Annotated in this window: 10 protein-coding genes and 1 pseudogene; 6 read left to right on the forward strand and 5 right to left on the reverse strand. The window is 59.8% G+C overall.

Annotated elements, in window-relative coordinates:
* Positions 1-47: 47 nt before the first annotated feature.
* Complete coding sequence (locus tag ACZRKZ_RS17060; protein ID WP_463982193.1) at positions 48-584, reverse strand: cysteine hydrolase family protein; 537 nt, start codon at positions 582-584, stop codon at positions 48-50.
* Positions 585-1,047: 463 nt separating this feature from the next.
* On the opposite strand from ACZRKZ_RS17060, the gene ACZRKZ_RS17065 reads away from it, so the two are divergent.
* Both ACZRKZ_RS17065 and ACZRKZ_RS17070 read left to right on the forward strand, forming a co-directional pair.
* Positions 1,048-2,325: a serine/threonine transporter gene (locus ACZRKZ_RS17065; protein WP_463982194.1), complete on the forward strand. Its 1,278-nt coding sequence runs from the start codon at positions 1,048-1,050 to the stop codon at positions 2,323-2,325.
* Positions 2,326-2,493: 168 nt separating this feature from the next.
* Positions 2,494-4,146: a SulP family inorganic anion transporter gene (locus ACZRKZ_RS17070; protein ID WP_463968733.1), complete on the forward strand. Its 1,653-nt coding sequence runs from the start codon at positions 2,494-2,496 to the stop codon at positions 4,144-4,146.
* Positions 4,147-4,212: 66 nt separating this feature from the next.
* On the opposite strand, the gene acnB is transcribed toward ACZRKZ_RS17070, so the two are convergent.
* A complete protein-coding gene (gene acnB / locus ACZRKZ_RS17075; RefSeq protein WP_463982305.1) occupies positions 4,213-6,813 on the reverse strand; it encodes a bifunctional aconitate hydratase 2/2-methylisocitrate dehydratase in 2,601 nt (866 codons plus the stop codon).
* A 404-nt stretch (positions 6,814-7,217) separates the two neighbouring features.
* On the opposite strand from acnB, the gene ACZRKZ_RS17080 reads away from it, so the two are divergent.
* Positions 7,218-7,688 carry a DUF1289 domain-containing protein gene (locus tag ACZRKZ_RS17080; protein WP_463982195.1) on the forward strand — a complete coding sequence of 157 codons (471 nt, stop codon included), beginning with the start codon at positions 7,218-7,220 and terminating at the stop codon, positions 7,686-7,688.
* Between the two features lie 3 nt (positions 7,689-7,691).
* Here the strand turns inward: ACZRKZ_RS17080 and ACZRKZ_RS17085 are convergent, their stop codons facing one another.
* Positions 7,692-8,555 carry a universal stress protein gene (locus ACZRKZ_RS17085; protein ID WP_463968732.1) on the reverse strand — a complete coding sequence of 288 codons (864 nt, stop codon included), beginning with the start codon at positions 8,553-8,555 and terminating at the stop codon, positions 7,692-7,694.
* A 209-nt stretch (positions 8,556-8,764) separates the two neighbouring features.
* On the opposite strand from ACZRKZ_RS17085, the gene ACZRKZ_RS17090 reads away from it, so the two are divergent.
* The gene (locus ACZRKZ_RS17090; RefSeq protein ID WP_133101037.1) at positions 8,765-9,367 is read left to right on the forward strand and encodes a tRNA isopentenyl-2-thiomethyl-A-37 hydroxylase MiaE; all 603 of its coding nucleotides are present in this window, start codon (positions 8,765-8,767) and stop codon (positions 9,365-9,367) included.
* Here ACZRKZ_RS17090 and ACZRKZ_RS17095 read toward each other — a convergent pair.
* On the reverse strand, positions 9,323-10,528 hold the full coding sequence (locus ACZRKZ_RS17095; RefSeq protein WP_463982196.1) for an MFS transporter: 1,206 nt from the start codon (positions 10,526-10,528) through the stop codon (positions 9,323-9,325). The genes ACZRKZ_RS17090 and ACZRKZ_RS17095 overlap by 45 nt on opposite strands.
* A gap of 194 nt (positions 10,529-10,722) precedes the next feature.
* On the opposite strand from ACZRKZ_RS17095, the gene ACZRKZ_RS17100 reads away from it, so the two are divergent.
* The gene (locus ACZRKZ_RS17100; protein WP_463968730.1) at positions 10,723-11,430 is read left to right on the forward strand and encodes a response regulator; all 708 of its coding nucleotides are present in this window, start codon (positions 10,723-10,725) and stop codon (positions 11,428-11,430) included.
* On the forward strand, positions 11,431-12,708 hold the full coding sequence (locus ACZRKZ_RS17105; RefSeq protein ID WP_463982197.1) for an ATP-binding protein: 1,278 nt from the start codon (positions 11,431-11,433) through the stop codon (positions 12,706-12,708).
* On the opposite strand, the pseudogene ACZRKZ_RS17110 reads toward ACZRKZ_RS17105, so the two are convergent.
* Positions 12,693-12,884: pseudogene (locus ACZRKZ_RS17110) on the reverse strand (putrescine-ornithine antiporter); the annotation flags it as partial. The gene ACZRKZ_RS17105 and the pseudogene ACZRKZ_RS17110 overlap by 16 nt on opposite strands.
* Positions 12,885-12,893: the final 9 nt, after the last annotated feature.

Raw genomic sequence — 12,893 nt, forward strand, 5'->3', positions numbered from 1 at the left:
GTAAGACAGACCCCTCGCTTCAGGAGGGGGCCGTTAATAGTGCCACCTTAAAATTGAATGTCAGTGGCTTTTACTCGCCGCACAAATGCCCCTGCCAGGAGGCTGTTGTGATGCTCGATGATGGTTTGTGCCGACAACGCCTGGGTGTCCATGCAGGTATGGCCGTCTTCCGGCAGCACCACCGAAAACCCCAGTTCTACGGCAACCCGGCACGTGGTGTCGATGCAGTACTGGGTTTTCATGCCGACGATCACCAGTTCATTGACCTGGGCTTGCGCCAACTGCCGAGCCAGTTCGGTCCCCAGGAAGCAACTTGGACGCGCTTTGTTGAAGACTGTGTCACGAGTCTCGTCCACTTCCAGGCTTGGCAACAGCTGCCAGAACGGGCTGCCGGCTTCAATGGGCGAGCCGGCAGGGCCGGTGTGGCGGGCGGCGAAGATCGGTACCGTGGCTTTCCGGGCGCGGTGGATCAGATGGTTGATCGTTTCGAGTACACGCTCACGTTCGAACGGTTTTTCCGGTCCGTCGTACAGGCCTGTTTGCATATCGATGATCAGCAGGGCGGGGCGTTTGACGTCAGGCATGGTGTTGCTCCTTGTGGTTGCCAGGTGGGCGCACCAATAAAAAGGCCCCGTCCATTGCTGGCGGGGCCTTGGGTGTTTCGGGTGGCTTGTTAGCTTGCGCGCCACTCACAACGACCACACGACCCGCAAGCGGTCGTGGTGGTGGTACGGGTGAGGGCCAGCGGGATCAGGTTCATGGGGCGATCATGCTGGGAGCGACTCGCGAGTGTCAACGCGTTAGTCGGATTTTTTGAGACCCCGGGTTGTTATACCAAATCGTTTTAACCTGGCTAGCAGCCCGGTTTATCAAGGCTGTAGCCTTATACAAACCTTGCTCAAACCCTCTGCGCCGCACAACGACTCCTAAGCTAAGCCTTTGCTTATTCAGGAGAATCCCGGACAATCGCGCCCCTATTATGGTCGGGCGCTGCCTGTCAGGTTTTTCTGACTCGTCCCGACTGTGTCAATGGGGAGATCCGACCGGATGAATGATCAGGCCAATAGCGTCGACGAACGCTACGCAACGACACCTGCAACCCTCGCAAGCTGGGGCCACCAGGACACCACCTGGATGCTCGGCTTGTTCGGCACGGCCATCGGCGCCGGGACCTTGTTTTTGCCTATCAACGCCGGCCTCGGCGGCTTCTGGCCGCTGCTGATCCTGGCGGTCCTGGCCTTCCCGATGACCTTCTATGCCCACCGAGGACTGACGCGCTTCGTGCTCTCGGGCCGAAAGGGTTCTGATATCACTGAAGTGGTCGAAGAGCATTTCGGGATCAAGGCCGGTGCGTTGATCACCTTGCTGTATTTCTTGGCGATCTTTCCGATCCTGCTGATCTACAGCGTTGCCCTGACCAACACCGTCGGCAGTTTCCTTGAACACCAATTGCACATCGCGCCGCCGCCACGGGTGATTCTGTCGTTTGTGCTGATCCTTGGCCTGCTGGCCGTAGTGCGCTGCGGTGAGCAGGTGATCGTCAAGGCCATGAGCCTGATGGTTTATCCATTTATCGTAGCCTTGCTGTTTCTCGCGGTGTTCCTGATTCCCCACTGGAATGGCGGCATCCTCAGCACCGCCAGCACGCTGCCCGAGCCGTCGGCGTTGCTGCACACCCTGTGGCTGGCGATTCCGGTGATGGTGTTCTCGTTCAACCATTCCCCGATCATCTCGGCCTTCGCGGTTGACCAGAAGCGCCGTTACGGCGACCACGCCGAAGAGCGCAGCTCGCAGATCCTCTCCCACGCCCACCTGCTGATGGTGGCGATGGTGCTGTTCTTCGTGTTCAGCTGCGTACTGACCCTGACACCGGCGCAACTGGCCGAGGCAAAGGCGCAGAACCTGTCGATCCTGTCGTACCTGGCCAACCACTTCAGCAACCCGACCATCGCTTTCGCCGCGCCGTTGATTGCGTTCGTGGCGATTACCAAGTCGTTCCTGGGCCACTACATCGGCGCCAGCGAGGGCCTCAAGGGCCTGGTCGTCAAGAGTGGCCGTCGTCCGTCGCCCAAGGCGCTGGACCGTATGACCGCGGCCTTCATGCTGGTGGTGTGCTGGATCGTTGCCACGCTGAACCCGAGCATCCTGGGGATGATTGAGACGTTGGGCGGGCCGATCATTGCGTCGATCCTGTTCCTGATGCCGATGTATGCCATCCACAAGGTGCCGGCCATGGCCAAGTACCGTGGGCAGGCGTCGAATGTGTTTGTCACGGCGGTAGGCCTGGTGGCGATCACTGCGCTGGTCTATTCGTTTATCGCCTGATACACGTTGTGAAGTGACAATGGCCGATTCGTGCTTGACGCGAATCGGCTTTTTTTTGCGCGCCGTGTGGGTCTTACAGCAGGTTGATGGATATCAACACCCTGTTTGCAGGTGGGAGTAAGCTTGCCCGGGGCCATCTTGACGGGCTATTTGATCTGGAGATCAACGATGATGGCTCGTGCCGCCGCACCTTTGCTGCGCAACCGCCTGCAAGACCTGCTCGCCGGGCTATCAATCGCAGGCTTGCTGCTGCCTGAGGCCGTGGCCTATTCGAGTATTGCCGCCTTGCCGCCCCAGGCTGGGGTCATCGCCTTGTTCGCCGGGCTGCTGTGTTATGGACTGTTGGGTACCAGCCGTTTTGCCATTGTGTCGGCTACATCGTCCTCGGCTGCGGTGCTGGCGGCGGCCACGGCAAGCCTGGCCGGTGATGACCCGGCACTGCGCCTGACGTTGGCGGTAGGCCTGGTGCTGATCACCGGGCTGTTTTTCCTGTTGGCTGGGCTGCTCAAGCTCGGTGGCGTGACCTCGTTTATCGCCAAGCCGGTGTTGCGCGGCTTTGCCTTCGGCCTGGCGTTGACGATCATCCTCAAGCAACTGGCCGGCGTGGTTGGCGTACACCTGACAGACAACAACCTGATTCGCTTCCTGCCACAGTTGTTCGAACAGTTGCCCCACTGGAACTGGCCGGCAGCAGCGGTGGCCGCAAGCGCCCTGGCATTGCTCTGCGTGTTTGCACGGTCGCGTCGTTTGCCGGGAGGCTTGCTGGTGGTGGTGCTGGGTATCGCCGCCGGGCAATGGCTCGACTTGCAAGCCCACGGCGTAGCCCTGATCGGGGCGATCGACCTGCGCCTGGAAATCGTCCACCTGCCGGTGTTGCCGTTCTCCGACTGGCTGCGCCTGGGGGAGTTGGCGTTTGCCATGGTGATGATCCTGTATGCCGAGTCTTATGGCTCGATCAGATCGTTCGCCCTCAAGCATGGCGACCGGGTGTCGTCCAACCGTGATTTGCTGGCGCTGGGTGCCGCCAACCTGGTGTCCGGGTTGTTTCACGGCATGCCGGTGGGGGCGGGGTTTTCCGCGACGGCGGCCAATGAGGCTGCTGGTGCATGTTCGCGCCTAGCGGGTGGGATCGCGGCATTGGTGGTGTTGCTGATTGTACTGACGGTGTTGCCGCTGGTGGCGTTGACCCCGGAGCCGGTGTTGGCGGCCATCGTCATCCATGCCCTCGCTCGTGGCCTGAGCCTGCAACCCTTGGGCCGCTATTTCATCTGGCGCCGCGACCGGGTATTGGTGATCTGTGCCGTGTCGGCGGTGTTGGTATTGGGGGTGCTGGACGGTTTGCTGGTGGCGGTGGCGATCAGCGTGGTGCTGATGTTGCGCCAGATGTCGGCGGCGGATGTTCAGGTGCTCGGTCGAATGGGCGTCGGCCACGATTTTGTCGACCTTGCGCACCATCCAGACGCTAAGGAGATAACGGGCGTACTGATCGTGCGTCCCGGCGAAGCGCTGTTTTTCGCCAATGCCGAACGCATCCTCGGTGCCGCGTTGCGCTTGATGCGTCACGCGCCGTTGCCGGTACACACGGTGGTGCTCAGCCTGGAAGAGTCGCCGGACCTGGATGGCACCAGTATCGAGGCGCTGGAGGCGTTTTTTGTTCGGGTGCGGGTGGAAGGCAGGCGTCTGGTACTGGCTCGCGTGCGGCATGATGCGCGCATGGTGCTGCAGGGGTTGCCCGAAGCCCTGGCGTCTGGGGTGCTGCTCAGCGGCTTGAGTGTGGATGGGGCGGTGCAGCAGGCCCTTGCCGCCAACGCCCAGGCATAAAAAAACGCCGCGCATCTTGCGATACGCGGCGTTTTTTTTACTGGGTATAGCTACAACGTGTAAGCCTTAGGCTTGAACGACCGGGATATTGGCGTTCGCTGCAGCTTCACGGAACTCGGCGATCTGGTCAAAACTCAGGTAGCGATAGACATCGCTGGCCATGGTGTTGATTTCCTTCGCATAGGCCATGTACTCCTCGACGGTCGGCAGGCGACCCAGGATGGATGCAACGGACGCCAGCTCAGCCGAAGCCAGGTAGACGTTCGCGCCGTCACCCAGACGGTTCGGGAAGTTACGGGTCGACGTCGACACCACGGTGGCGTTCGGTTCAACCCGTGCCTGGTTACCCATGCACAGCGAGCAGCCTGGCATTTCCATGCGCGCGCCAGCCTTGCCGTAGATGCCGTAGTAGCCTTCTTCGGTCAGTTGGTGAGCGTCCATCTTGGTCGGCGGCGACAGCCACAGACGGGTTGGCAGCTGACCCTTGACCTTTTCCAGCAGTTTGCCGGCAGCGCGGAAGTGACCGATGTTGGTCATGCACGAACCGATGAACACTTCGTCGATCTTCTCGCCAGCAACGCTGGACAGCAGACGGGCGTCATCCGGGTCGTTTGGTGCGCAGAGCACAGGCTCCTTGATGTCGGCCAGGTCGATTTCGATGATTTCGGCGTATTCGGCGTCGGCATCGGCAACCATCAACTCAGGGTTGGCAACCCAGGCTTCCATCGCTTGGGCGCGACGTTCCAGGGTGCGTGCATCGCCGTAGCCTTCGCCGATCATCCAGCGCAGCAGGGTGATGTTGGAGTTCAGGTATTCGGTGATCGACTCTTTCGACAGCTTGATGGTGCAACCGGCAGCCGAACGTTCGGCCGAGGCGTCGGACAGCTCGAAAGCCTGTTCGATGCTCAGGTTGTCCAGGCCTTCGATTTCCAGGATGCGGCCGGAGAAGGCGTTTTTCTTGCCTTTCTTTTCTACGGTCAACAGGCCAGCCTGGATCGCGTAGTAAGGAATGGAGTGAACCAGGTCACGCAGGGTGATGCCCGGTTGCATTTCGCCTTTGAAGCGCACCAGGATCGATTCCGGCATGTCCAGTGGCATAACACCAGTGGCTGCTGCGAACGCTACCAGGCCGGAACCGGCCGGGAACGAGATGCCCATCGGGAAACGGGTGTGGGAGTCACCACCGGTGCCGACGGTGTCCGGCAGCAGCATGCGGTTCAGCCAGCTGTGGATGATGCCGTCGCCCGGACGCAGGGACACGCCGCCACGGGTCATGATGAAGTCAGGCAGGGTGTGGTGGGTGGTCACGTCGATCGGCTTTGGATAAGCCGCGGTGTGGCAGAACGACTGCATTACCAGATCGGTGGAGAAGCCCAGGCACGCCAGGTCTTTGAGTTCATCACGGGTCATTGGACCGGTGGTGTCCTGGGAGCCGACGGTGGTCATCTTCGGTTCGCAGTAGGTGCCTGGACGAACGCCAGCCACGCCGCAAGCCTTGCCGACCATTTTCTGCGCCAGGGTGTAGCCCTTGTCGCTTTCAGCCGGAGTTTCCGGCAGTTTGAACAGCGTCGAAGGTGGCAGGCCCAGCTCGGTACGCGCCTTCTCGGTCAGGCCACGGCCGATGATCAGCGGGATACGACCGCCGGCACGAACTTCGTCCAACAGTACCGGAGTCTTCATTTCGAAGGTGGTCAGGACTTCATCGGTGCCGTGTTTGCAGACTTTGCCAGCATGCGGGTACAGGTCGATCACGTCGCCCATGTTCATGTTGGTAACGTCGAATTCGATTGGCAGTGCGCCGGCATCTTCCATGGTGTTGTAGAAGATTGGAGCGATCTTGCTGCCGAAGCAGAAGCCGCCTGCGCGCTTGTTCGGCACGTAGGGAACGTCGTCGCCGAAGAACCACAGTACCGAGTTGGTCGCTGATTTGCGGGACGAACCGGTACCGACCACGTCACCGACGTAGGCGATCGGGAAGCCTTGGCTGCGCATTTCTTCGATCTGCTTCATCGGGCCGGTGGTGCCTTGCACGTCCGGTACGATGCCTTCACGGGCCATTTTCAGCATGGCCAGGGCGTGCAGCGGGATGTCAGGACGGGACCAGGCATCCGGGGCAGGGGACAGGTCATCGGTGTTGGTTTCGCCGGTGACCTTGAAGACCCGCAGGCTGATCTTGTCGGCCAGGGTCGCACGGTTCTGGAACCACTCGCCGTCGGCCCAGGACTGGATCACGTCTTTGGCGTGCTGGTTGCCGTTCTTGGCTTTTTCGGCGACGTCGTGGAACGCATCGAACATCAGCAGGGTGTGCTTGAGTTGCTTGGCTGCCACCGGTGCCAGGGTCGCGTCGTCCAGCAGATCGACCAGGGTCACGATGTTGTAGCCGCCTTGCATGGTGCCAAGCAGTTCAACAGCGCGTTTTTTGTCGATCAAGGGAGAAGTGACTTCGCCCTTGGCCAGGGCAGACAGGAAACCGGCCTTGACGTAAGCAGCTTCGTCAACGCCTGGTGGAATGCGGTTGGTGATCAGGTCAACGAGGAAAGCTTCTTCGCCAGCCGGGGGATTTTTCAGCAGCTCGACCAGGCCTGCAGTTTGTTCGGCGTTAAGCGGCTGGGGAACAATACCCAGGGCTGCACGCTCTTCGATATGTTTGCGGTAGGCTTCAAGCACAGTTATTACCCTCATCAGTGGTCCCAAATGGGTGTCCGGGACGCTCATCCAGAAATGCGTGGCACGCATGTGCTCGCAGGCCTTTTGGGCCGCAAAGCCAGCGCTGCCGGCATTCCTCACAGAAGCTGCTTTCAAAGTTTTACGCCTGCAGAACGGAGCTGATGAGGGTTGGCGGCGGCTATTTACCGGGTAAATAACCATCGCCAACACCGTTCTTTAGGAACGACTGTGCTCGTGACGCTTTGAAAACAGCTTCCAACGGACTATTGGTGCCTTAAAAGGCTGGCTAATTCTACGGCAAAAAATTTCTAAAGGTAAGTTGCCACGGCAAGTTTGCAGGGTGATGAAGGTTAGACAAAGGGCTAATATGTCCCACTGTTTCGCTGATTTGCGTGTTGCTGCCCATGTCCAACCAAACCATCAAGACCCCCTGCGTAGGCCTGTGCTCCACGGTTTACGGCGATCTCGTGTGCCGGGGCTGCAAGCGCTTTCACCACGAGGTGATCCAGTGGAATGGTTACAACGAGGAAGAAAAGCGCGCAGTGTGGCTCAGGCTTGAGCAACTGCTGGTGCAGGTGATGGCGGGAAAACTTGAGGTGTTCGACCCGAAAAAGCTGTGCTGGCAGCTGGAACAGCGAAAAATCCGCTTTGTGCCCCATCAGTCCGAATATTGCTGGGCCTACCAGTTGATCGCCCGTGGCGCACGGGTGATCACCCATCTGGAGGCCTATGGCATGGTGCTGCTGCCGGAGTTTCGCGAGTGGAACCTGCCGCAGCTGCGCGATGCCATTGATCGGGAGTTCTTCATCCTCTCCGAAGCCCACTACCAGCGCTATATCGCGCCGGGGTTCTTGAAGGATGCCTTTGGCGCCTGAGCATCAATGCTGGCAAATAACCTCTTCCAGATGATCCATGATGTCCACCGGCTTGAGCACCAGCACATCACTTTCCAGCGCATCCAGCACCACTTCCGCCGTATTGCCGATCAGCGCCCCGGAAATCCCGGTGCGAGCCACGGTGCCAATGATCGTCACCGCCGCCTGCAGTTTGTGGGCCATATGGGGGATCAGCACATCGGCCGGGCCTTCTTCGATATGCAGACGGTGGTTATCAATATCGAATTCCGCTTGAAACGCCTTGCACTGCTCGCGATAGCGAGCCTCGATGGTTTCCTTGAGCTGGAACACCGGGTCGGCCGCCGACAGCATGGGCGACGGATGGGCGCTGATCACATGCAGTTGGGCCTTGGCCAGGCTGGCGATATCGAAGCCGTGATCGATGATGGCGGCGTGCAGGGTCTTGTGCTCGCCGTCGATGTTGCCGACGTCAATCGCCGCCAGAATGACTTCGCCGGTCCATGGCCGGTTGTGCTTGACCAGTAATACCGGGGCTGGGCAGTAGCGCAGCAGCTTCCAGTCCGCGGGGGTCAGCAAGGCCTTTTTCAGCGGGCTGTCGGGAAAATGCTGCTTGATCACCAGGCCACAGCCTTCGGCCTGCTGCACATTGATGATGGTTTCGTGCAGGCTTTCATTCCACGCCTGTTCGGTGGTGACGCTGTAGCCATCCTCCTGAAGGCCGGACTTGAGCAGGCTCAACAGCGCTGAATGCTCATGTTTCTTGTCGCACACCAGCAAATGCAGGTGCGCGTCGGTCACCCCGGCGATCAGCTTGGCGCGCTTGAGTGCCAGGCTTTCCGAATGCTCGGGCTCGATAACCACCAAAATGCTGCGAATGGCTTGCATGATCGGGATCTCCAGGGAAGGGAAGCAGTGAGTAAGGGCCGAGGCTTGCAACAACTATAGTTGCTGCTCGCCAGGCGTCATGTTGATGTACATCAAGCCCCGTGACTGGTGGTCTGCGGCGCGGTCGGTATAATCGGCGCCTTTCGCTGTGAACCCTTACTCGTGAGCCAAATGTTCCTGACCCTTGCCGTTGTGCCGGAAGTGACCCGATGAACCTGCCGCAAATTCATGAGTTTCTCGGCTGCCGCACGCCAGACGGCTGGGTTCAGGCCGCGCTGGCAGATCAGGAAACCCTGCTGATCGACCACAAGAATTGCGAGTTCAAGGCTGCCAGCACCGCCTTGAGCCTGATCGCCAAGTATCACTCCCACGTTGACCTTATCAGCCTCATGTCGCGCCTGGCCCGGGAAGAACTGGTGCACCACGAGCAAGTCATGCGCCTGATGAAAAAGCGCAAGATCGAGCTGCGCCAGCTGTCCGCCGGGCGTTATGCCTCGGGCCTGCGCAAGGTGGTGCGTAACCATGAGCCGGTGAAACTGGTGGATACCCTGGTGGTCGGGGCCTTTATCGAGGCCCGCAGTTGCGAGCGTTTCGAAGCGCTGGTGCCGCATTTGGACGAAGAACTCGGCAAGTTCTACTTCGGATTGCTGAAAAGCGAGGCCCGGCACTTTCAGGGTTATCTGAAGCTGGCTTATCAGTACGGTGATGCCAAGGACATTGCCCAGGTCATCGACCGGGTACGGGCTGCCGAGCAGGAGTTGATCGAGTCACCGGACATCGAGTTCCGGTTTCACAGCGGTGTGCCTGCCTGAAATTGCGTAAACCAACCCACCTATCAAGACGGTGATCCCGGCCAGCAGCAGGATCACCGTCTGCGTGCCCAGCGGCGCCGCCAGCAGCGCGATCAATAACCCGGCCAAAGGCTGGGACAGATTGTTGAGCAAGGTCAAGACTCCCACTGTCTTGCCAAAGTCCCGAGCGGGGATCACCCGTTGGCGGATGCTGCGGATGTACACGTTGAACATCTTGTCGAAACCGGTGATCAGCAGAAACCCTGCGGTGTAAGCCCAGATATTCGGGCTCAGCGCGGTGATCAGTGCCCCCACGGCAATCATCGTATATGACAGGCTCCCGAGGACTTTCAACGGCAAGGTCGCCCGGGCCAGAAAAAACAGAATGGCTATCGTCACCACAGCACCCGCTGCCTGCAAGCCGGCGTAGGTATCCTTGCCGGCTGCATATTGACCGATCACCATGGCCGCTGAGGTCGCCAGGGTCACGCCGATGATCAGGTTGACGCCAACGGCCAGGGCGATGATTTTTTTCAGTTCCGTCAGGTTGCGGATATGACCGAAGGCGATGCGCAGCGGTTGCAGCCAGATATCGTTGTGTTGCTCGAAGGTTTCCAGGTTCACGGTGGTGCTGCGCTGCCAGATCAGCATCGCCAGGTCGGCCAGCAGGAACACCCCGGCAATCCCCAGCACCACCCAGTGCCAGGCCCAAACTTGCAGCATCAGCGCGGCCACCAGCGGGCCCAGTACCAGGCCGCTCTGGTCGGCAATTTGCGAGTAGGAGAGGGTCTTGGCGTAGGTGTACTGCTTGAAGATATGCGGCATCAGCACCTCACGGGCCATGATGCCTTGGGTGGTCAACACCCCGCACAGAGCCGAGAGGCCGACGATCCAGTAGATGCCGTCGAACATCCCGTACAACACCACTGCCATCACACAGGCCGCGGCGCGGTAGACCTGGCTGATATGCAGGATGCGCACCGGGGAAAACCTGTCGCACAATGCGCCGCACACCGGGAATGACAAATAGCGCGGCAGCGACTCGACAAAAAACGCCAGCCCGGCCCAGGACACACTGTTGGTGGTCTGGAACACAATCAGCGGCACGATGAACAGCAAAATCTGATCTGCCAGCCGCGACAGGAACAGCGAAATGAAGAACGCCAAGTAATCCTTGCGCATAAAATTCCCTGTAAGTTGCCAGCCACGCTCTGACAAAAAATGTCCCGTTAAAGATTGCGGGCTATTTGTTAAAAACTCTTAAAAGCATGAAGCTTCTTCGAAAACCGCTGCTCAATGATGGCAACGTGCTCTTGTTGGCAATCATTGCCACCTATAATACGCACCTTCAATCCGCGTTCGCATACTGGGAATTTATGGAAAATCTGGGTCTTGGCAAGGTCTTGCTCGTTGAGGATGATCAGAAGCTGGCAGGGCTGATCGCGCATTTCCTCTCCCAGCATGGTTTCGAGGTGCTGGCGGTGCACCGTGGCGACGAGGCATTGGCAGCCTTCCTTGAGTTCAAGCCCAAGATCGTCGTGCTCGACCTGATGCTGCCGGGCCAAAGCGGCCTGCATGTATGCCGCGAGATTCGCAATGTGGCCGACACCCCCATCGTGATCCTCACCGCCAAGGAGGACGACCTGGACCATATCCTCGGCCTTGAGTCCGGCGCCGACGACTACGTGATCAAACCCATCAAGCCGCCCGTGCTGCTGGCACGCCTGCGCGCCCTGCAGCGGCGCCAGGTGCCGGAGCCGACGGTGCGCGGCGCCCTGGCGTTTGGCCAGTTGGCCATTGATCGTAGTTGCCGCGGGGTGAGCCTGGGCGGCGAGAAGATCGATCTGACTACCATGGAATTCGAACTGCTGTGGCTGCTGGCCAGCGCCGCCGGGAAAATCCTCTCCAGGGACGACATCCTCAACCGCATGCGCGGGATCGCCTTTGATGGGCTCAACCGCAGCGTCGACGTCTATATCAGCAAGCTGCGCGGCAAGCTCAACGACAACCCCAGGGAGCCGGTGTGCATCAAGACCATCTGGGGCAAGGGCTATCTGTTCAACCCGTTTGCCTGGGAGATCTAGATGCTACGGCTGTTTCTGCGTCTGTATGTGATCCTGGCCCTGGGGCTGGCCGGGGCGATCTGGCTGGTGAATTTCACCTTCGATGAATTACTGCCCGAAGCCAACGAAACATATAACCGCGAAGCCATGCGCGGCCCGGCCTATGCCTTGGTGGAGCAATTACGACCACTGCTCGGAGAGGCCCGCGATGCCCGCCTGGCTGAACTGCAACCCCATTACGGCTTACGCCTGGCGTTAATGCAGCGTGATGCCGCAGGGCTGACCGAGCGCGAGCAAAAATTGCTGGCTGACGGCCAGTTGGTGGTGCGCGGCGATTTCATGGAATTCGTGGCCGATATCGACGGCGGCCGGCAACTGCTCAATATCAAGCTGCCAGAAGAGCCAAGGTGGCTGTACTTGTGGGCCTATTCGTTGCTTGGCCTGTGCCTGGCGGTGGTCCTGTATTTTTGGGTGCGGCCCCATTGGCGCGACCTGGAGCATATTCGCCTGGCTGCCCAGCGTTTTGGTGACAACGACTTGGGTTCGCGAATCCTGTTGCCACGCCGTTCCACCGTGCGTGAGCTGGCCGGGCACTTCAACCAGATGGCCGAGCGCATCGAAAGCCTGATCGCCAACCAGCGCGAGTTGACCAACGCTGTCTCCCACGAGCTGCGTACACCAATTGCGCGCTTGTCCTTTGAGCTCGACCAGCTCAAGCAGGAAGCCGATCCAAGGCAGAGCCGCGCGTTGATCAACGACATGTACGCCGACCTCGGCGAGCTGGAAGAGATGGTCTCGGAGCTGTTGACCTACGCCAGCCTGGAGCGGGGCGCGACGCAGATCACCCGGGAAAGCATTGAGGCCCACAGTTGGCTCGACAGTGTGATTGGCAGCGTGGCCCTTGAAGCCGAGGCGGCGGGGGTGCAGTTGTTGTTGCGCACCTGTGAAGTCGACTATATCCGCATCGAACCGCGCTTTATGGCCAGGGCGGTGATCAACCTGTTGCGCAACGCCATTCGGTATGCCGATCGGCGCGTCGAGGTGTCGTTGGTCAAGTTTGGCGCGGGCTATGAAGTGCGGGTCAATGACGATGGCCCCGGCGTTCCGATGGAAGGCCGCGCGAAGATTTTCGAACCCTTCCTGCGCCTGGATGCCAGTCGTGATCGTCGCACCGGTGGCTTTGGTTTGGGCTTGGCGCTGGTGCGGCGAGTTTGTCAGTGGCACGGAGGGCAGGTCGAGGTGCTGGATTCGGAGTGGGGTGGGGCCTCGTTTCGGATGACCTGGGCGTATGCGGAGTAGGCCGACATGCCGCCGGTGCGGGTACAGAAAATCCCGCATTGGGTAAAGCAATAGGCGATGGCCATGGAGCCGACCGCGGTGATTACCCACGAGAGCATCGACACCGCGCCCAACTGCGTCATGCTGGCCGGCAACATAATAATGCCCGAGCCCATCTTCTTGCTCGGATCGGCCATCGGGAACTC

It is taken from the genome of Pseudomonas sp. c313 (assembly GCF_055407145.1).